The sequence below is a fragment of the Actinophytocola sp. genome, assembly GCF_036378875.1.
Lineage (GTDB): Bacteria > Actinomycetota > Actinomycetes > Mycobacteriales > Pseudonocardiaceae > Actinophytocola.
The window spans coordinates 1-18,851 of the sequence record NZ_DASUVO010000061.1 but is presented as its reverse complement, the minus strand read 5'-3'; the positions used below and the strand labels follow the sequence as shown (position 1 = coordinate 18,851).

Annotated in this window: 19 protein-coding genes and 1 other RNA gene; 16 read left to right on the top strand and 4 right to left on the bottom strand. The window is 69.6% G+C overall.

Annotated elements, in window-relative coordinates:
* Positions 1-20 precede the first annotated feature (20 nt).
* From VF106_RS17930 to VF106_RS17865, 14 genes are all read left to right on the top strand, one after another.
* Positions 21-758, top strand: coding sequence for a zinc ribbon domain-containing protein (locus VF106_RS17930; RefSeq protein ID WP_330840875.1), 738 nt, complete (start codon positions 21-23; stop codon positions 756-758).
* Complete coding sequence (locus tag VF106_RS17925) at positions 755-1,834, top strand: bifunctional RNase H/acid phosphatase (RefSeq protein ID WP_330840874.1); 1,080 nt, start codon at positions 755-757, stop codon at positions 1,832-1,834. The genes VF106_RS17930 and VF106_RS17925 overlap by 4 nt, the downstream gene beginning before the upstream one ends.
* A gap of 32 nt (positions 1,835-1,866) precedes the next feature.
* Positions 1,867-2,248: RNase P RNA component class A (gene rnpB, locus VF106_RS17920), an RNA gene on the top strand.
* A gap of 463 nt (positions 2,249-2,711) precedes the next feature.
* Positions 2,712-2,984: a hypothetical protein gene (locus VF106_RS17915; protein WP_330840873.1), complete on the top strand. Its 273-nt coding sequence runs from the start codon at positions 2,712-2,714 to the stop codon at positions 2,982-2,984.
* A 12-nt stretch (positions 2,985-2,996) separates the two neighbouring features.
* Entirely contained in the window at positions 2,997-3,440 is a 444-nt protein-coding gene (locus VF106_RS17910; protein WP_330840872.1) for a hypothetical protein, read from the top strand.
* A 103-nt stretch (positions 3,441-3,543) separates the two neighbouring features.
* A complete protein-coding gene (locus VF106_RS17905; protein ID WP_330840890.1) occupies positions 3,544-6,432 on the top strand; it encodes an ATP-binding protein in 2,889 nt (962 codons plus the stop codon).
* Positions 6,429-8,480: a magnesium transporter gene (locus tag VF106_RS17900; protein WP_330840871.1), complete on the top strand. Its 2,052-nt coding sequence runs from the start codon at positions 6,429-6,431 to the stop codon at positions 8,478-8,480. The genes VF106_RS17905 and VF106_RS17900 overlap by 4 nt, the downstream gene beginning before the upstream one ends.
* Position 8,481: 1 nt before the next feature.
* Positions 8,482-9,102: a hypothetical protein gene (locus tag VF106_RS17895; protein WP_330840870.1), complete on the top strand. Its 621-nt coding sequence runs from the start codon at positions 8,482-8,484 to the stop codon at positions 9,100-9,102.
* Between the two features lie 3 nt (positions 9,103-9,105).
* On the top strand, positions 9,106-10,119 hold the full coding sequence (locus VF106_RS17890; protein ID WP_330840869.1) for a C40 family peptidase: 1,014 nt from the start codon (positions 9,106-9,108) through the stop codon (positions 10,117-10,119).
* A gap of 17 nt (positions 10,120-10,136) precedes the next feature.
* Positions 10,137-10,589 carry a hypothetical protein gene (locus VF106_RS17885; RefSeq protein ID WP_330840868.1) on the top strand — a complete coding sequence of 151 codons (453 nt, stop codon included), beginning with the start codon at positions 10,137-10,139 and terminating at the stop codon, positions 10,587-10,589.
* A 9-nt stretch (positions 10,590-10,598) separates the two neighbouring features.
* Entirely contained in the window at positions 10,599-10,793 is a 195-nt protein-coding gene (locus tag VF106_RS17880; RefSeq protein WP_330840867.1) for a hypothetical protein, read from the top strand.
* 36 nt (positions 10,794-10,829) lie between these two features.
* A complete protein-coding gene (locus tag VF106_RS17875; protein ID WP_330840866.1) occupies positions 10,830-12,230 on the top strand; it encodes an RNB domain-containing ribonuclease in 1,401 nt (466 codons plus the stop codon).
* A gap of 17 nt (positions 12,231-12,247) precedes the next feature.
* Positions 12,248-12,901 carry an NADPH-dependent F420 reductase gene (gene npdG, locus VF106_RS17870; RefSeq protein ID WP_330840865.1) on the top strand — a complete coding sequence of 218 codons (654 nt, stop codon included), beginning with the start codon at positions 12,248-12,250 and terminating at the stop codon, positions 12,899-12,901.
* A 27-nt stretch (positions 12,902-12,928) separates the two neighbouring features.
* A complete protein-coding gene (locus tag VF106_RS17865) occupies positions 12,929-13,693 on the top strand; it encodes a helical backbone metal receptor (RefSeq protein ID WP_330840864.1) in 765 nt (254 codons plus the stop codon).
* On the opposite strand, the gene pip is transcribed toward VF106_RS17865, so the two are convergent.
* The gene (pip, locus tag VF106_RS17860) at positions 13,674-14,609 is read right to left on the bottom strand and encodes a prolyl aminopeptidase (protein ID WP_330840863.1); all 936 of its coding nucleotides are present in this window, start codon (positions 14,607-14,609) and stop codon (positions 13,674-13,676) included. The two genes, VF106_RS17865 and pip, sit on opposite strands and share 20 nt — an antisense overlap.
* A 23-nt stretch (positions 14,610-14,632) precedes the next feature.
* Here pip and VF106_RS17855 point away from each other — a divergent pair, with 23 nt between their 5' ends.
* Positions 14,633-15,568: a glutathione S-transferase family protein gene (locus VF106_RS17855; protein ID WP_330840862.1), complete on the top strand. Its 936-nt coding sequence runs from the start codon at positions 14,633-14,635 to the stop codon at positions 15,566-15,568.
* On the opposite strand, the gene VF106_RS17850 is transcribed toward VF106_RS17855, so the two are convergent.
* Positions 15,565-16,176, bottom strand: a complete 612-nt coding sequence (locus tag VF106_RS17850; RefSeq protein ID WP_330840861.1) for a dihydrofolate reductase family protein — start codon at positions 16,174-16,176, stop codon at positions 15,565-15,567. The genes VF106_RS17855 and VF106_RS17850 overlap by 4 nt on opposite strands.
* A gap of 101 nt (positions 16,177-16,277) precedes the next feature.
* Positions 16,278-17,144 (bottom strand): 3-methyl-2-oxobutanoate hydroxymethyltransferase, encoded by an 867-nt coding sequence (gene panB / locus VF106_RS17845; RefSeq protein WP_330840860.1) that lies wholly within the window; start codon positions 17,142-17,144, stop codon positions 16,278-16,280.
* Positions 17,145-17,285: 141 nt separating this feature from the next.
* Between panB and VF106_RS17840 the strand changes: the two genes are divergently transcribed.
* Positions 17,286-18,146: an alpha/beta fold hydrolase gene (locus VF106_RS17840; protein ID WP_330840859.1), complete on the top strand. Its 861-nt coding sequence runs from the start codon at positions 17,286-17,288 to the stop codon at positions 18,144-18,146.
* On the opposite strand, the gene nadE is transcribed toward VF106_RS17840, so the two are convergent.
* Positions 18,085-18,851, bottom strand: a 767-nt coding sequence (gene nadE / locus VF106_RS17835) for an NAD(+) synthase (RefSeq protein ID WP_330840858.1), incomplete at its 5' end; no start/stop codon positions are given. The genes VF106_RS17840 and nadE overlap by 62 nt on opposite strands.

Here is an 18,851-nt window from a genome sequence, read left to right as displayed (position 1 = left end):
GAAACCGGGAGGTTCCCAGGGTGAAAGCCGATCCCGCAGTGCAGCGCAAGCTGCTCGAGCTCGCCGATGTCGACGCCGAGCTGGCTCGTGTCGACCACCGACGCAGGACGCTGCCGGAGCTCGCGGAGATCGCCGAGGCGGAGAAGGCGGTGCAGACCCGCAAGGACGCGAAGGTCGCCAACGAGACCGACCTCGGCGACCTGGACCGCGAGGTGAAGCGGCAGGAGAAGGAGATCGACGCGGTGCGGGCCCGTGAGGACCGCGACCGCGCCCTGCTTGCCGGCGGCACGGTGTCGGCGAAGCAGATGACCGACCTCGAACACGAGCTGAACACGTTGCAGCGCAGGCAGACCACGCTCGAGGACGACCTGCTGGAGCTGATGGAGCGGCGTGAGGCCGTCGAGGCGGACGGCCAGCACGCCGCGGTCGAGCTGGCGAAGGCCGAGGAGGCGTTGCAGGACGCGGCGAACCGGCGCGACCACGCACTCGCCGACCTGGAAACCGTGTGGGTGCGGCGCACCGAGGAGCGCGGCAAGCTGGTCCCGCAGTTCCCGCAGCCCCTTCTCGACGTGTACGAGCGGGTCAGGAAGAACCGTGGGATCGGCGCGGCACTGCTGCGTCAGCGCCGCTGCGGCGCCTGCCGGATCGAGCTGGACCGCAGCGCCATCTCCCGGATCGCGGCAACCGCGGCCGACGAGGTCGTGACGTGCGAGGAGTGCGGCGCGATCATGGTGCGCACGGCCGAGAGCGGTTTATGAGAGTCATCGTCGAGGCCGACGGCGGCTCACGCGGCAACCCGGGCCCGGCCGGCTACGGCGCGGTGGTGTTCGCCGCCGACGGGTCGTTGCTGGCCGAACGGGCCGAGGGCATCGGGGTCGCGACCAACAACGTCGCCGAGTACTCGGGCCTGGTCGCCGGCCTGAGCGCGGCGCGGGAGCTGGGCGCGACCGAGGTCACCGTCCGGATGGACTCCAAGCTCGTCGTCGAGCAGATGTCCGGCCGCTGGCAGATCAAGAACGAGGCGCTCCAGCCGCTCGCGCATGCCGCCCGCGAGATAGCGAACCAGTTCGACGACGTCACCTACTCGTGGATTCCTCGGGCCCAGAACGCGTACGCGGACCGGCTCGCCAACGAGGCCATGGATGTCCAGGCGGGGAAACGAGCCGAACAGCCTGCCCCCGTGGACACCGCCGCGCCCGCCCCATGGACCGGCGCGACCGGCACCCCGACCCGGTTTCTGCTGGTGCGGCACGGGCAGACCGAGCTGTCGGTCGAGCGGCGCTACTCGGGCCGGGGCGACGTGCCGCTCAGCGACACGGGTCTCCAGCAGGCGAAAGCGGCCGCCGCCCGCCTGGCGGGCATGGAGTTCGGGGCCGTGCTGTCCTCACCGCTCGGCCGGACCCGGCAGACGGCGGCCGAGGTGGCGTCGGCGGCCGGTCACACGGTCGAGATCCACGACGGCCTGATCGAGACGGACTTCGGTGGCTGGGAGCGGCTGACGTTCGCCGAGGCCGCCGAGCGCGATCCGGAGCTGCACCGGCGCTGGCTGGGCGATCCGAGCGTGGCGCCGCCGGACGGTGAGAGCTTCGACACCGTCCACGCCAGGGTCCGGCGGACCCGGGACGACCTGGTCCAGCGGTTCGCCGGCCAGACGGTGGTGCTGGTCAGCCATGTCACACCGATCAAGTCGATGCTGCGTATCGGCCTCGACGCCGGCCCGTCCCTGCTGTTCCGGCTGCATCTGGACCTGGCGTCGCTGTCGATCGTCGAGTTCTATCCGGACGGCAACGCGTCGGTCCGGTTGGTGAACGACACGTCCCACCTGAACGGATGACGGACGGCCGGCGCTACCCTGGGTGATGCGGACGAGTCGGCAGGGCGGTCGCAGTGGGGAAACCCGCTGAGGAAAGTCCGGACTCCGAAGGGCAGGGTGGTTGCTAACGGCAACCCGGGGCGACCCGCGGGACAGTGCCACAGAAAACAGACCGCCTGGCCGCTCGGCCAGGTAAGGGTGAAACGGTGGTGTAAGAGACCACCAGCACTCCGGGTGACCGGGGTGGCTCGGTAAACCCCACCCGGAGCAAGGCCAAGAGGGAGCCGCGAGGTTCCTGCGCAGGCGTTTGAGGGCTGCCCGCCCGAGCCTGCGGGTAGGCCGCTAGAGCCTGCCGGCGACGGCAGGTCGAGATGGATGATCGCCCACCGGCCCTCGGGCCGGGGACAGAATCCGGCTTACAAGTCGACTCGTCCGCCGCAGACCACTCTCTGTATGTGGCGGTTCAATCACGATCCGAACCCGCCGAGAGGTGGCCAAGTGTGCGTGCGTGGCGCCCGTTCCGCATGACATCGGCTGGTCAAGCTCGGTGTGGCGAATACGCCATAACGACTTCCACTGGGCCAAGCGGGTGAATGCCACGTGATGGGTGCCGGTTGACCCCGCCACGCATGCACCTACAGTTAGTGAGTCTCTGGCATACAGGTGAACATACCGAGATGTTGGTACAGACGAGTGATCCTGCCGTTCTGCGAGTCCTTTGCGCCGCATCATGTGTGTGGTCAGATGTCACGTCCGAGAGCGCCGAGGAGAATGAGAGTGCACCAGATGTGGATTCACGGAGCGCCACACCGTCACTACACATCGTGATGCAGGGCGTGCTCTACTCGTCTATGAACGGCAGGCATCAGCGGCCGCGCACCCGGGAGTCAAAAGAAACATGATCGCCATGACCACCATCGAGCTCGCCCAGGAATCCGGTGGTCTGGGCACGACAAACGTACGTGACTGGATCCTGAACAACATCATTCCGCTACTCCTGTTGGTGGTAGCGCTTCTCCTCCTGTGGCTGGGTGGCGGCAAGGGAGACAACGCCGGAGTCATGCGGCGCCTGGGTGGAGTCATCGTCGCTCTGGCCATCATCGGCTTGGCTGTGACCACTGACGCTGGCAAGAACATCGGCACCTGGATCGCCGGGCTCTTCACCGGCTGAGCAGAGGGACCTGTGCGCATACGTACCGACGACGAGGTTTACCGCGTCGACGCCGTCTGGCTCGGGCCGCCTCGGGCGACCATGCCCTGGCGGGCCCGCTACGTGGCCTGGGGCGTCGGGGTTGTCGTGTTCCTCTTCGTGTTGACCATCGAGCGCCGGATGGGGATCAGTCTGTTCTGGTCCATCGCGTGGGGCATCGTGATCACCATCGTGGTGACCAGGTTCATCTGCTCGAAGATCAGCCACGAGCGGCCGCTGTCCTCGGTGGCCGCCATGTGGCTGCGGGAGCTGACCGCGCCCCGTGAGACGACCACGGGGGAGGGCGGCGCTGTCACGGCCACCAGAGTGCGCGTGAGCAACTCCCGGCCGAGACGGCGGCCACGGCAGTCCAGGAGGACGCAGACGAAACGCGGGAGGGGTGGCGGTGTTCGGACGCCGACGCAAGCGCGCGCCTGAGGCGCAGGCGCCGTACGCGCAGGCCACCGCCGTCCCACCGGCCAGGCGCCAGCAGCAACCACAGTCACAGCGCCGGGGCCGGCACGCGGCTCCGGATCTCGATCTGCCCGACCCCGAGAGACGGGCAAGACCACCGGCCCCCCAGTACCGCCCGGCCGGCGGCAACAAGCGCAACCGACGTCTCCCAGGGGAGCAGTCCATTCCTAGCTACACCCCGTCGATCGCCGCGAGGAGCATCGACGGTCATCTACTCCGTAACGGCACCGACGTGTTCGCGTGGTACCGGCTGGCGCCGCAGCGCTGGTCGTTCCGCTCCGACTCGCAGCGAAACGACCTGATCGCGGCCATCGCCGGTCAGTACGCCGAGCTGGCGGGCCGGTGGATGCACCTGCGCGTGACGACCCGGCCGTACCCGATCCGGATGTGGGCCGAGGCCCACGTGCACAACGCGGTGAACCGGCTACCGGACAGCGCGGGCGCGCTGTCCTTCGACGACTATCTGATCGGTGAGCAGCAGCAGCTGCTGGGCCGGTCGATGGCGGAGAAGGAGGTCTACCTCGGCGTCCAGGTGCAGACCCGCAACATGGTCGACCGTGCCGTGGAGCGCGCGGCGCCGTTGCTGCGCCGGATCTTCCCGGCCGCGGTGGACGCGGAGCTGCTGGCGCTCGACTCCGAGGTGGAGCACCTGGACCAGGTGATCGCGTCCGCCGGGCTGGAGGGCCGGCCGGCGACCGCGCAGGAGATGTCCTGGCTGATGCACCGCTCGTGCTCGCTGGGCCTGCCCGCGCCGCGGAACCTGCCGGCGGTGCCGGACTCGGTCTGGGAGCCAGAGGACCTGGCGTCGTTCACGGACGCGGCGGACTTCCACCAGGAGCCGTACTCGCCGACGGTGACCGTGCGCGGCCGCACCGGCTCGAACGCCGGCATGACCAGACACGTCGCCGTGCTGACCGTCGGACAGATGCACGGCCTGCAGATCCCCGAGATCGACGACCCGTGGCTGCAGCATTCCGACCGGCTCGCGGCGTCCGTGGAGTGGTCGGCGCGGATCTACGTGCGACGCCCGGAGGAGGTCCAGGGCGAACTGGGCCGGCAGATGAACAAGGTCCGCTCGCAGGTCCGCCACTACACCGACGAACACGAGCTGGAGCCGCCGCAGTCGCTGGCCCGGCAGGCGTCGCGGGTGTTGGAGATCGACGACGAGATGACGTCGGGCTTCACCCAGCTCGCCACGCGCGTGCGTTCGTGGTGGCGGCTGGCGGTGTCCGGCCCGACCGAGCGGGACGCGCTGCGGCTGGCCCAGCAGGTGCTCGAGCTGTACAAGCCGAAGATCGCGATCGAGCACCCTGAGGCGCAGTACGCGCTGGCCAGGGAGTTCATCCCGGGTGAGTCGCTGGCGAACTCGGCGTACATGCGGCGCGGCTCTGTGGTGTGGGCCGCGGCCGCGGTCCCGACGGCGACGGCCGAGGTGGGCGACCGCCGCGGCATCCTCCTCGGCGAGACCTGCACGGCGACCCGGCGCCCGGTGGCGTGGGATCCCTGGATGGCACAGGAGATCCGCGACGGCTCGGGTCTGACCGCGATGGTCGCCGGTCTCGGTGGCGGTAAGTCGTTCCTCGGCGGCGGCATCGTCTACAAGTCGTTGCGGGCCGGGGCGCACTGGACGATCCTCGACCCGTCCGGCCCGCTGACCAAGCTGTGTGACCTGCCGGAGCTGCGGCCGTACGCGCGGCCGATCAACCTGCTGAACGCGCAACCCGGCATTCTGAACCCGTACCGGGTGGTGGCTGAGCCGCAGTTCGAGCACTTCGTCGAGGACGAGGACCCGGAGCGGGCGTGGCGGCGCGAGAAGGCACTGGCGGCGGCGACCCGTCGACGGCTGGCGCTGGACGTCCTGACGGGCCTCCTGCCGTACGACATCGCACGCATGCCGCAGACCAGGATCGTGCTGCTGCGTGCGGTCCGGATGGTCGGTGGCCGCCCGGACGCGGACCCGAGCCAGGTGTTCGACGCGCTGCGCCGCGACGCGTCGGAACACCACGAGCACGCGGTCGTGGTCGCGGACTTCCTGGACGAGATGCGGGAACGCATGTCGCTGCTCATCCCGGAGAAGGACGCCGACCCGTACACCGAGCAGCGGGACGACCGGCTCACCGTGATGACCATGGCGGGCCTGACACTGCCGAAGGACGGCGTCGGGCGTGAGCACTGGACCGACGCCGAGTCGCTGGGCGTCGAGATGCTGAACCTGGCGGCGTGGCTGACCCAACGGTCGATCTACGAGCGGCCGAAGGACACCCGCAAGGGCGTCTGGATCGACGAGGCGTTCTTCCTGTCCGAGGTCCCGACGGGCCGGGTGCTCATGAACCGGTTCGCTCGTGACTCCCGTAAATGGAACGTTCGTGTCCTGCTGTCCTCGCAGATCCCGGCCGACTTCCTGCGCATCCAGGGCTTCGTCGCACTGCTGGACTCGGTGTTCGTCGGACGGCTGGACGACGACCAGGCGCAGGAGGACGCGCTTCGCCTGCTGAAGGTCCCGGTCGGCGCGGGCTACGAACAGGTGGTCGCCTCCCTCGGCCGCCGCCCAGGAGGCAACCGCGACACGGTCCGCGACACGGCGCCGAGGCAGTTCATCTTCGCCGACGGCGCGGGCGGCGTGGAACGCATCCGCATCGACCTGTCCGGCCCGCACCTGGACCACCTGCGTTCCGTGATGGACACGACCCCGGACGCCCTGCGCGAAGCGGCCCCGGGTGCCGTGCTCCCACCGGAGCAGCACGCCCCGGAGATCCCGCAGCACGAGCCCCCGCGACCCGGCGGCGACTACACGGAGGAACAGGCGGAGTTCGACCTGGCCGCCGACTTCGAGCTCGGCCTCACCGACGCGGACCCGAGCGCCGACGTGGACCCCCCGAACGGATCGGGGAACGGATCGGGGAACGGAACAAGGCAGGTAAACGCGGTCCTCAGTGAACCTGGGCAGGGCGGATGATCACGACTCTGGTGGTGATCGCCGGCGTGCTGTTCTTCATGGCACGGCGGCGAAAAAGACGTGACCTGACAACCAACCCGACCCGTCGCAAGGGTCGGGTTGCTTCGCTCGCCATCGTGGCGGCGATCCTCGGCATGCAGGCGATGGTCGGCTCGCCAGCCATGGCACAGGAACAGGACACCAGCTGCGCCCCGTTCCCGGAACGCCCGGGCGCGGGCATGGTCGGCGCCATCGACCCACCGCAGGGCAACGGATTGCGGGGTGGCAAGGACAGCGGTGTTCCCTACACCGATGACAAGTACCCCAACAGCCCGTACCGCGACCACGGCTACGCCGGCATGGTGTGGCACGCCTACGACCCGAACTGCAACCAGCCGCTGTCGATCTCGGACCCGAACGTCACGATCGACACATGGGCCGGCAACGAGCTGTTCGACCTCGGCAAGAACATCGTCGGCGCCACGAACTCTCTGCACTACACGCTCTACAACGGCGGTGTGCTGAGCGGGTTGAACGAGCAGATCGGGGCAGCGGCCAGGTCCATCTTCGACAACATCTACATGCAGCTGTTCAGCCTTTTCATGCTGATCCTCGCCGTGTTGATGTTCCGCCAGATCTGGAAGGGCGACCTGGCCGCGGTCAGCAGGAGGACGCTTTTCGCGCTGGGCGGGATGTGGCTGGCTGCCTCGACCCTCGTCCTCGTCAACAACTACGACGCGATCGACAAGTTGATCGTCGACACGACGACGGGGATCCAGAACGGCTTCGAGGATCCCAACCGCGACGACGTCCGACAGCATGTCCTGCCGAACGAGTTGCACACGCGTGTGGTGTACGAGAACTGGCTCCGTGGTGAGTTCGGCAAGCCGGATGATCCCAAGGCACAACAGTTCGGCCGTGACCTCCTGGCGGCGCAGGCCTGGACCCGCGACGATCTGGTTTCGGGTAATGACGGCAACGACCAGGCCGAGGCGGCGAAGAAAGCCGAGTATCAGCGGATCTACAACGAGCTCGGCTCCGCGCAGGGGTACTTCTCCGGGCAGGAAGGCAGCCGCACGGGTTCTGGTTTCCTCGCGTTCTTCCAGGCGCTCGTCTACTCGCTTTTCCAGTTCCTCGCGAAGCTGGCCGTGTTGTTGGCGCAGCTGCTCCTGCGGATCTTCACGCTCGCCGCGCCGGTCATCGGGCTCGTTGCGCTCGTCCACCACGACATCCTCCGCAAGGTCGGTCGCGCGGTGGGTGCCGTCGTCCTGAACGTGCTGATCCTGGCCATGCTGGCCGGCATCCACTTCAAGTTCCTGCAGCTGATCTTCGGCCCGGGTGTGCAGCTCTCGATGCTCACCCAGATGTTGCTGGCCGGCATCGTGACCCTGGTGTTCCTGCTGGTGGGCCGGCCGATGAAGCGGATGTGGCAGATGGTGGAGCTGTCCGTCGGCGCGGTCGGGGCCTCCGTGCCCAGCGCCGGTGGCGGGCTGTTCTCCCGGTTCCGTCGCCGCAAAGGGGCCGACCAGCGCGGTCCGCAGGACGATTTCTGGGACAACCTGCGGGACGAGGAACTCGCCGGCGACACCGTGGCCGTCCGTGGTGGGGTCAAAAGGCCTCGGCCGGAGGCGGCTGGGCCGATCATGGCGACCGCCGAGCGGCTCGATACGCGGCGTGCGGCCATCGGGACGGGCACGTTCGGGTTGCCGGCGGCCCGGGGGAACGGCGATGCGGTGCTCATGCCGAGCAGTCCCGGCGGACGCAACAGTCCGGACGGTGCGCTGACGCCGCGTCGGAGCCGGGTCATCGACACCAACCCCGTGCACGGGGGCTGGGGCGAGGACGCCATGATCGTGCCTTCGCAGGTCGTCTCCGCGTCGCGCAACGAGGGGCGGTCCGACGTACCGGTGATCACGCGGGTGAACCAGCGGCCGGCGGATGTCGAGGTGGTTGCCGGTCGCCCGGCGGAGGACCTCGTGTTCGTGCCGTCGCGCGGGCTGGAGCGGAGACCGCCACGCAGGCTGCCTTTGCGGGACGGGCCGCGCGAGACCGACGACGTGGTGAGATGACATGCCGATCCGCACCAACCGCGGGCGCGCCGCGGTCTACCGTCGCCTGTGGGGCTGGCCCATGCGCTCGCCCCGCCACCTGGCCGTCCTGGTGTTCGTGGTGGCCGTCCTGGTCGTCGCCGCCGGTATCGTCGTCCCGCAGCTGACCGGCGCCGACGACCGGAAGCAGGGGGCCGCGCCCGAGACCACGGGTACCAGCACCACGACCGCTCCCGCCGCACCCGGCGGCACGAGCTCCCCGCCCGGCAACCCGAGCAGCAGCATGCAGACGCGGATCACGGCGCCGACGGAGACACCCACGTCCGCACCCGCCGATCCGGCCGCTCTGGACGTGGCCGACTCGTTTGGGCGCGCCTGGGTCAACCACCCGCAGGGCATGACCAACGAGCAGTGGCGGGACAACCTGCGGCCGTTCACGCAGGAGGAGTACCTCGACACCGAGATGGCCACGGTGGACCCGGCGAACATCGTCGCCACCAAGGTCACCGGTGAGCCGAAGTCCGTCGAGTCCTACACGAGCTCCGTCAAGGTCAGGCTCCCGACCGACGACGGCGACCTTCTCATCACGGTGATCGACACCCCGGACGGCTGGCGCGTGTCCGTCTACGAGCAGGTGGACTGAGCGATGAAGAGCGCGTTGGTCGTCGGCGGACTGGTGGTGGTGGCCACGGTCGCCGTCGCGGGAGTCAGTGCCGTCACCCAGGTGGTGTCGCAGGACCAGGCCGCTGACCAGGCCAGGGCGATGAGCGCCAACGTGACGTGCAACGCCTCACTCGGCCCGGTCACGTCCGGCCCGCCCGGCAGCGGCAAGAACGACGCGGAGAAGCTGAAGGAGGACCAGCGCGCCAATGTCGCGCTGATCATCCAGATCGGCAAGGAACGACAGCTGCCGCCGCTCGCCTGGCAGATCGCGATCCAGGCCGGCATGACCGAGTCCGGCCTGCGCAACCTCAACCACGGTGACCGCGACTCGCTCGGCATGTTCCAGATGCGCCCGTCGATGGGCTGGGGCTCGCCGGCACAGGTCGTCGACCCGCACTACTCGATCAACAAGTTCTACGACGTGCTGATCAAGGTGCCGAACTGGGAGCAGCAGCGCCCCGGCGAGTCGGCACAGGACGTCGAGCGGTCGGCCTTCCCGGACCGGTACCACAAGTGGGAGCCGATGGCGGCCCACCTGATCGGCAACGTCGGCCTGGTGCCCGACCCGACGGGCTGCGGTCAGGGCACCGGCCTGCTGCTGGCGGCGCCGACGGAGGGCGCTGGCAAGGCGATCGAGTGGGCGATGGGTCAGCTCGGCAAGCCGTACCAGTGGGGTGCGCTCACCACGCACCAGAACTCGTTCGACTGTTCCAGCCTCATGCTGCAGGCGTACCGGTCCGTCGGCATCGCGCTGCCGAGGGTGTCCCGGCAGCAGTACCGGGCCGGCGCGATGTTGCCGGTGGACCAGGCACAGCCCGGTGACCTGCTGTTCTGGGCCTACGACCGCAGTAATCCGGCCACGATCCACCACGTCGCGATGTACATCGGGGACGGCAAGATCGTGGAGGCACAGCAGACCGGGGTGCCCGTGCACGTCCGTCCGGTCCGCTTCAACGAGCGTGGATTGATGGCCCAGGCCGTACGGCCTGGCGTGTGAGAGCTGAGGGGCAAGCGATGACCATGTACACGCCGGAACCGATGCGGTCACCCTTGCCGGACTACCTGCGCGCGCCCCATCCCGGCACGTCCGCGAACTACGTCGTGCTGCCGAAGTCGCTGGTGGAGGCCATGCCGCTGCCCTGGCAGAACGCGATGGCGGAGATACTGACGGAGTTCCACCAGGCGTTCGCGCACCTCGACTGGCCCGAGTACCGGGTGGTCCCGTCCCGCAGGGAGAAGCTCGTCAACCTCGACGAGGACCAGCTGGCCGAGGCCGGCTACCTCGTCGAGATCGACGTCGACGGCGAGCTGGTGTACCGGGAACGCACGGGGCGGCGGATCGACAACCCGGAGGAGACCGAGGTGCTGGTCTCGGTGCTGGACCCGATCCCCGGCGATCACCGCAACGCCACCCAGGACACACCTCCGCGCGGCTTCCCCGCGCCACAGGTCGCTCCCTGGTCCTAAAGTTGATGTATGGCCGATAACAACCCTGATCCCGGCTGGTACTTCTGCACCAAACACAACACCGTCGAGCACGGCAACGTGTGTCGTTCCCTCGACCGGCTCGGCCCCTACCCGGACCGGGAGACCGCGTCGCGAGCGCTCGAGATCGCGAAGGCGCGCTCCGAGGCCTGGGACAAGGCCGAACGAGAGTGGAACGACGACTGAGACATGTCGCTCCGCGGCCGGAGGTAGGGTGCGCGCGTGGTTGTGCGCGCAAACAACGACCGGATCGGTTTCGCACGGGTCCGGGATGAGTTCGCGCTGCCCACGAGCTTCTCGCCCGAGGTGGTCGCCGAGGCCGAGCGGGCCGCCGACACCCGGCACGACGACCGTGAGGACGCGACCCACTTACCCCTGGTCACCATCGATCCGCCCGGTGCGAGGGACCTCGACCAGGCCATGGCCGTCGAGCGCCGCGCGCACGGGTTCCGCATCCACTACGCCATCGCCGACCTCGGCGTTTTCATCACGCCCGGCGGCGTGCTCGACCAGGAGGTCCGTCGCCGCGGGCAGACGATCTACCTGCCCGACGGCAACGTTCCCCTCCACCCCACGGTCCTGAGCGAGGGCGTGGCCAGCCTGCTGCCCGGCCAGGTCACGCCCGCCGCGCTGTGGACCCTCGACTGCGACGGCGACGGCACCCTCGAAACCGCGCACGTCCGCCGCGCGCTCGTCCGGTCCCGGGCCCGCTTCGACTACGAAACCGTCCAGGCCTCGTTCACGGCCGGCACCGCCCACCCGTCGATCGAGGCACTGCCGGCGATCGGCCGCCTCCGCAGGGAGCACGCCGTCGAACGCGGCGCGGTCGAGCTGCAGCTGCCCGACCAGGAGGTGGCGTCCGACGGTCATGGTGGCTGGCGGCTCGCGCTCCGGCCCCGCAGCGACGTCGACGCATGGAACGCCGAGATCTCCCTGCTCACGGGCATGGCCGCGGCGAAGCTCATGCTCGGTGCCGAGGTCGGGATCCTCCGGACGTTGCCCGATCCGGAGAACGGCGCCGTGCAGTGGTTGCGACGTTCCGCCCGTTCGCTCGGCATCTCCTGGCCCCGCTCCATGGACGCCGCCCAACTGCTCGCCGGGCTCGACCCGACCCGTCCGGAAACCATGGCCCTCTACATGGACGCCACCCGTCTGCTGCGGGGCGCCGGCTACACCGTGTTCAACGGGAAGGCGCCCAAGCGCACCACCCATGCAGGGATCGCGGCGCCGTACGCGCACGTCACCGCACCTCTGCGGCGGCTCGTCGACCGGTTCGGCGCCGAGGTCTGCCTTGCCGTGGCCGCCGGGCAGGACGTGCCGGACTGGGTGTGCGAGGCGCTGCCGGAGCTGCCCCGTCTCATGGCCGGCTCCGACTCCCTGGCTGCCCGCGTCGACAAGGCCTGTCTCGACCAGACGGAGGCGTGGGTGTTGGCCGGGCGCGTCGGGCAGGAGTTCGACGCGATCGTGCTGCGGTCCGAGGGCAACGCGGCCGACGTGTTCCTCCCGGATCCACCGGTGATCGCCAAGTGTGTCGGTGGCAACCTTCCGGAAGCGGAAACGGTCCGCGTGCGTTTGACTCAGGCAGACGAGGACGCTCGCAAAGTCCTGTTCGAGCGTGCCTGACCTGAGGAGGGTTTGCGTTGACCGACGTGACTGGCGTGACCGTGGGGGTCCTGGGCGGCACCGGGCCGCAGGGGAAGGGCCTCGCGCTGCGCTGGGCCAGGGCCGGCATCAAGGTGATCATCGGCTCGCGGAGCGCTGAGCGTGCCGAGGCGACCGCCGCCGAGGTGGGGCACGGTGTGTCCGGCGCCGACAACGTGACCACGGCCGCCGTCGCCGACGTCGTGCTGGTCGCCGTGCCGTGGGAGGGCCATGGCGCGCTGCTGGAGTCGTTGCGGGAGCAGCTGCGCGGCAAGATCGTGATCGACTGCGTGAACCCGCTCGGGTTCGACAAGCAGGGCCCGTACGCGCTGCCCGTCGACGAGGGCAGCGCGGCCCAGCAGGCCGCGGCTCTGCTGCCGGAGTCCCGCGTCACCGCGGCCTTCCACCACGTGTCGGCCGTGCACCTCGACGACCTGTCGATCGAGGAGATGCACACGGACGTGCTCGTGCTGGGCGACGACCGCGAGGCCACCGACCTCGTCCGGGCGCTGGCCGACGCGGTGCCGGGCATGCGGGGCGTGTACGGCGGCCGGTTGCGCAACGCCCACCAGGTCGAGGCGTTCACGGCGAACCTGATTGCCATCAACCGCCGATACAAGGTGCAGGCAGGGATTCGCGTCACGGAAATCTGATGGTCGCGCTGGCGGAGGAGGCTCGGCGTGCACGTTGACGATCTCGGCGAGCCGGTCCCCGTCGCCGACGTGCCACAACGGGTCGTGAGCCTCGTCCCGTCGCTCACCGACGCCATCGAGACGACTCGCCCGGGCCTGGTCACGGGTGCCACGGACTACTGCACGCATCCGGTCGACCTGGACGTGCCCCGCGTCGGTGGCTCGAAGTACCCGAACGTCGAAGCGGTGCTGGACCTGAACCCCGACCTGGTGGTGGCGAACGCGGAGGAGAACCGCCCGGAAGACGTGGCGCGCATCCGCGCCAACGGCGTCCCAGTGTGGGTGACGGCCGCGGCGGCGACCGTGCCGGACGGGCTCGGCTCCGTGCGCCGACTGCTCACTCAGGGTTTGGCACTGGACGAGCCGTCCTGGCTGGTCGACGCGGAGGACGTGTGGCGCACGGCGGTGCCCGAGTGGGCGACCGCGATCATCCCGGTCTGGCGCCGGCCGTGGATCGTGGTCGGCCGGGACACCTTCGCGGGGGACGTGCTCCACCGTCTCGGGGTCGCCAACGCCTACGCCGACCACCCCGACCGCTACCCGCGCCCACCGCTCGACGAGCTGAACGCCAAGGGCGCCGACCTGGTCGTCCTTCCCGACGAGCCGTACGAGTTCACCGCGGACGACGGCCCCGAGGCGTTCCCCGAGCTGCCGTACGCCCTGGTCAACGGCCGCTTTCTGACGTGGTGCGGTCCGTCGCTCGTCGAGGCGCACACCGCGCTGACGGCGGCGCTCAGCGGAAGTCGTCCGTAGCCTCCAGCAACGCGTCGAGCACGCCGAGATCGCTGATCGCGTGCCCGGCCCTCGGCAGGATGGTCAACGTCGAGTCGGGCCAGGCCCGGTGCAGCTCCCACGCGGTGGCCGGTGGGGTGACCAGGTCGTAGCGGCCCTGCACGATCCGCCCGGGGATGCCGGCGAGCTTCCCTGCGTCGCGGATGAGCTGCTCGTCGTCGAGCCAGCCGCCGTGCGTGAAGTAGTGCAGCGCGAGCTTGGTGAACGCGATCGCGAAGCGCGGCTCCGCGTACATCGCGACCAGGTTCGGGTTGGGCGTCAGCGAGACGATCGCCCCTTCCCATGCGCTCCACGCGGCCGCCGCCTCCGCCGCGCGTGCCGGGTCACGCAGCAGGCGCTGGTAGCCGTCGAGGATGTCCCCGTCCGGCACGAGGCTCGCGAACGCCGCCCACTCCTCGGGGAACAACGCGCCGGCGCCACCTCCGTACAGCCAGTCCAACTCGGTGCGGCGCAACAGGAACGCGCCCCGCAGGATGATCTCGGTGACCCGCGACGGGTGCGTCTGCGCGTAGGCGAGCGCGAGCGTCGCGCCCCACGAGCCGCCGAACAGCTGCCAGCGCTCGATGTCGAGATGTTCCCGCAGCGCCTCCATGTCGGCGACCAGATGCCAGGTCGTGTTGTGCTCGTCGGGATCGATGGTGGCGACGTGCGGAGTGCTGCGGCCGCAGCCACGCTGGTCGAAAAGCACGACTCGGTAGGCGTCCGGGTCGAAGAAACGGCGCTGCAGCGGCGAAGTCCCGGAGCCGGGCCCACCGTGCAGGAACACGACCGGCTTCCCGTCCGGGTTGCCGCTGACCTCCCAGTACACGCGGTGCCCGTCGCCGACGTCGAGCATGCCGGTGGCATGCGCGTCGAGCGGCGGGTAGAAGAAGCGCATGTCGGAAGCCTAGATTCGATCGCATGGCAACCGTGCAGTTCGGGAAAGAAACGTCGAAGCGCGGCGAGTTCGTGCGGCAGGTCAACCGGTTCACCGACCGGATCACCGCCGACGGGTCGTCCGGCTGGCGGGCGGAGCCCGGCAGGTACCGGCTGGTCGTGAGCCTGGCCTGCCCGTGGGCACACCGGTCGGTGATCGTGCGGGGCCTGCTCGGCCTCGAAGACGCCATCTCGCTGGCCGTGGTGGACCCGGTCCGCGACGAGCGTGGCTGGCGCTTCACCCTCGACGAGGACGACCGCGACCCGGTCCTCGGCATCGAGTTCCTGTCCGAGGCGTACCTGCGGACGGACCCGTCGTTCGAGAGCCGCGTCACCGTCCCGGCGATCGTCGACGTCGAGTCGGGTCGCGTGGTGACCAACGACTACCCGCGGATCACGCTGGACCTGTCCACGGAGTGGCGCGCGTTCCACCGGCCGGACGCCCCGGACCTCTACCCGGAGGCGCTGCGGGCGGAGATCGACGAGGTCATCGAGCCGATCTTCCAGAACGTGAACAACGGCGTGTACCGGTGCGGGTTCGCCGGCAGCCAGGAGGCGTACGAGGAGGCGTACGACGCGCTGTTCGCCGAGCTGGACCGGCTGTCGGCGCGGCTGGCGAACCAGCGGTACCTGGTGGGCGACCAGCTCACCGAGGCCGACGTGCGCCTGTTCACCACACTGGTCCGCTTCGACGCCGTCTACCACGGCCACTTCAAGTGCAACCGGAACAAGCTGGCGGAGATGCCGGTGCTGTGGGCCTACGCCCGGGACCTGTTCCAGACCCCGGGCTTCGGCGACACCGTCGACTTCGACCACATCAAGCGGCACTACTACTACACCCACGACGCGATCAACCCGACCCGCATCATCCCGAAGGGCCCGGACCTGTCCAACTGGCACGAGCCCCACGGCCGCGGCTAGGCGAACGAGCCGTACGACACCTTTCCGGCCGACCGGTACACGCTCGCGATGACGCCCTTGTCCGTCGTCTCCGTGGACACCAGCTCGAGGGTCGCGGGCACGGCGCCGTCCGCGAACAGGCGCTTGCCCGTGCCCAGCACGACGGGGAACACCATCAGCCGGTACTCGTCGATGAGGTCGTGCCGGATCAGCGTCTGCGCGAGGTCGAGGCTGCCGATGACGTGCAGGTCCTGCTTCTCCTTCAGCGCCGCGACCTCGGCCGGCACGTCGGCGCCGAGCAGCGTCGAGTTCTGCCACGCGAGCGACGTGACCGTCCGGGACGCCACGTACTTCGGCGCCGCGTTGAGGCTTCGCGCGATCTCGGCGTGCTCGTGGTCGTCCGCGATGTGCGGCCAGTGCGCGGCGAAGATGTCGTAGGTCTTGCGGCCGAGCAGCAACCCGCCGTCGAGCTGTTGCCAGCGACCGACGATCTCGCCAACCTGGTCGGTGAACAGCGGCACCTGCCAGCCACCGTGGGTGAAGTCGTTCGACCCGTCCTCGTCGGGAGCGCCCGGCGCCTGCGCGACGCCGTCGAGGGTCAGGAAGGTGTTGATGACGAGTGTGCCCATGGTTCCTCCAACGGTGGTTCTTACCCACGCGTCGAACGACCCCGGACCGGATCGACACACACCCGCCCGCGACCTGAGCCAGGTCGCGGGCGGGGAGATTTCTAGTGGAAAACGTGTTCGGGTGCCGGGAACTCCCGTCCCCGCACCTCGGACGCGAACTGCTCCACCGCGCCCTTCATCACGCCGGCCAGGTCGGCGTAGCGCTTCACGAACCTCGGCGCCTTGCCTCGGCGCAGGCCCATCATGTCCTGCCAGACCAGCACCTGGGCGTCGCAGTCCGGACCGGCGCCGATCCCGATGGTGGGGATCTCCAGCTCGTGCGTGACCTGCTTGGCGGCCTCGGCCGGCACCATCTCCATGACGACCGAGAACGCCCCGGCCTCCTGGAGCGCGAGCGCGTCCTCGAGCAGGCCGAGGGCGGCGTCCCCGCGTCCCTGCACCCGGTAGCCACCGAGGTTGTGCTCGCTCTGCGGCGTGAACCCGATGTGCCCCATGACCGGCACCCCGGCTGTGGTGATGGCCTTGACGTGCGGGGCGAACGCCCGCCCGCCCTCGAGTTTCACCGCGTGGGCGCGGCCTTCCTTCATCATCCGCACGGACGTGGCCAGCGCCTGCTCCGGCGACAGCTGGTAGGAACCGAACGGCAGGTCCGCCACGACCAGCGCCCGCTTCACCGACCGCGTGACCGCTCGTACAAGTGGAACCATCTCGTCGAGCGTCACCGGCAGTGAGGTGTCGTAGCCGTAGACGTTGTTGGCGGCGGAGTCGCCGACCAGGAGGACCGGGATCCCGGCCTCGTCGAACAGTTCGGCGGTGTACATGTCGTAGGCCGTGAGCATCGGCCACGGCTCGCCGCGCTGCTTGAGTTCCCGCAGGTGGTGGATGCGGACGCGCTTCATCGGCTTGGCCGGCGCGCCGGCGCCCGTGCCGTACGGCGCGGCCACCTCGGGGTTCGATGCTGACGTCATTGTCGACCGTCCTTCCCTCGAAGCCCACGTCTCGTGGGTCCCCGGGTATTCGTGGATGGCTTACCAACCCAATGTCGCACCTGTGGAGCCGTCCGACAGCCTCCTGCGACCAGCTTCACAGGCGTACACAAGGATGTCCCTATGGGGAAATTCACCGCCGTGGACGGCACGCGTCTCGCATACCACCGAACCGGCGAGGGAGACCCGCTGATCTGCCTGCCAGGCGGCCCGATGCAGGCGTCCGCGTACCTGGGCGATCTGGCCGCCTCGTCGGTCAGGCTGGACCTGCGCGGCACGGGCGAGTCGGCCGTCCCGGCCGATCCGGCGACCTACCGCTGTGACCGTCAGGTGGACGACGTCGAGGCACTGCGTGTGCACCTCGGTCTCGATCAGATCGACCTGCTCGGGCACTCGGCCGGTGCCAGTCTCGCGATCCTGTACGCCACGCGGTACCCGGAACGCGTCCGCAGGCTCGTCCTGCTGTCCCCGAGCCCGAGGGTGGTGGGCCTCGACATTACCGACGAGGACCGCCGCGAACTCGCCGAAGCACGCCGCGGCGAGCCCTGGTTCGCCGGCGCGTTCGCCGCGTTCGAGCGGATCTGGGCGGGTGAGCCCACGGAGGACGACTGGGCGGCGATCGCCCCGTTCCTGTACGGCCGGTGGGACGCCGCCAGCCAGGCCAACGTCGCCAGGGAGGCGACCGAGATCAACGTCGAGGCGGCGCGGCAGTACTACGCGGACGGCGCACTCGACCCGGACGCCACCAGGGCCGCGCTCACCGACCTCCAGGTACCGGTACTGCTGACCGCCGGCGAGCACGACGTGTCGCTGCCGCCGAAGCGGGCCGCCGAGTACGCCGCGCTGTTCCCGCACGCGGAACTGGCCGTGCAGCCGGGCGGCGGGCACTTCCCGTGGGTCGACGACCCGGAGTGGCTCGCGGCTACTTTCCTTCGCGCCACGCGTTCGTCATCGGCAGCCGCCGATCCCGGCCGAACGCCTTGAACGTGATCTTGGTGCCGGGCGGGTACTGACGCCGCTTGTACTCGGCCCGGTCGACCATGCGCAGCACCTTGTCGATCAGCTCGTGCGCGAACCCGGCCGCCACCAGGTCCGCGTACCCGCGGTCGCCCTCGACGTAGTCGTCCAGCACGCGGTCCAGCAGTTCGTAGTCCGGCAGCGAGTCCGAGTCCATCTGCCCGGGCCGCAGCTCCGCGGACGGTGGCTTCGTGATCGAGTCCTCGGGGATCGGTGGTGTCTCGCCACGCTCGGCGGCCAGGGTGTTGCGCCACCGCGCCAGCTCCCACACCAGCGTCTTCGGCACGTCCTTGATCGGTGCGAACCCGCCCGCCATGTCCCCGTACAGCGTGGCGTAGCCGACCGCGTACTCGCTCTTGTTGCCGGTCGCCAGCACGAGCGAGCCGAACTTGTTGGACACGCCCATCAGCAGGTTCCCGCGGATGCGGGCTTGGACGTTCTCCTCGGCGACGTCTTCGGGGCGGCCCTCGAAGAGCGGTCGCAGCGCCGACCGATACGCGTCGAAGACGTCCTCGATCGGCGCGATGTCGAGCCGGATCCCGAGGCGGGACGCGACCTCGACGGCGTCCTCCACGCTCTCGGGGCTCGAGTACGGCGAGGGCATCGCCAGCACCCGCACCGCATCCGCGCCGAGCGCATCGGTGGCGAGCGCGGCCACGAAGGCCGAGTCGA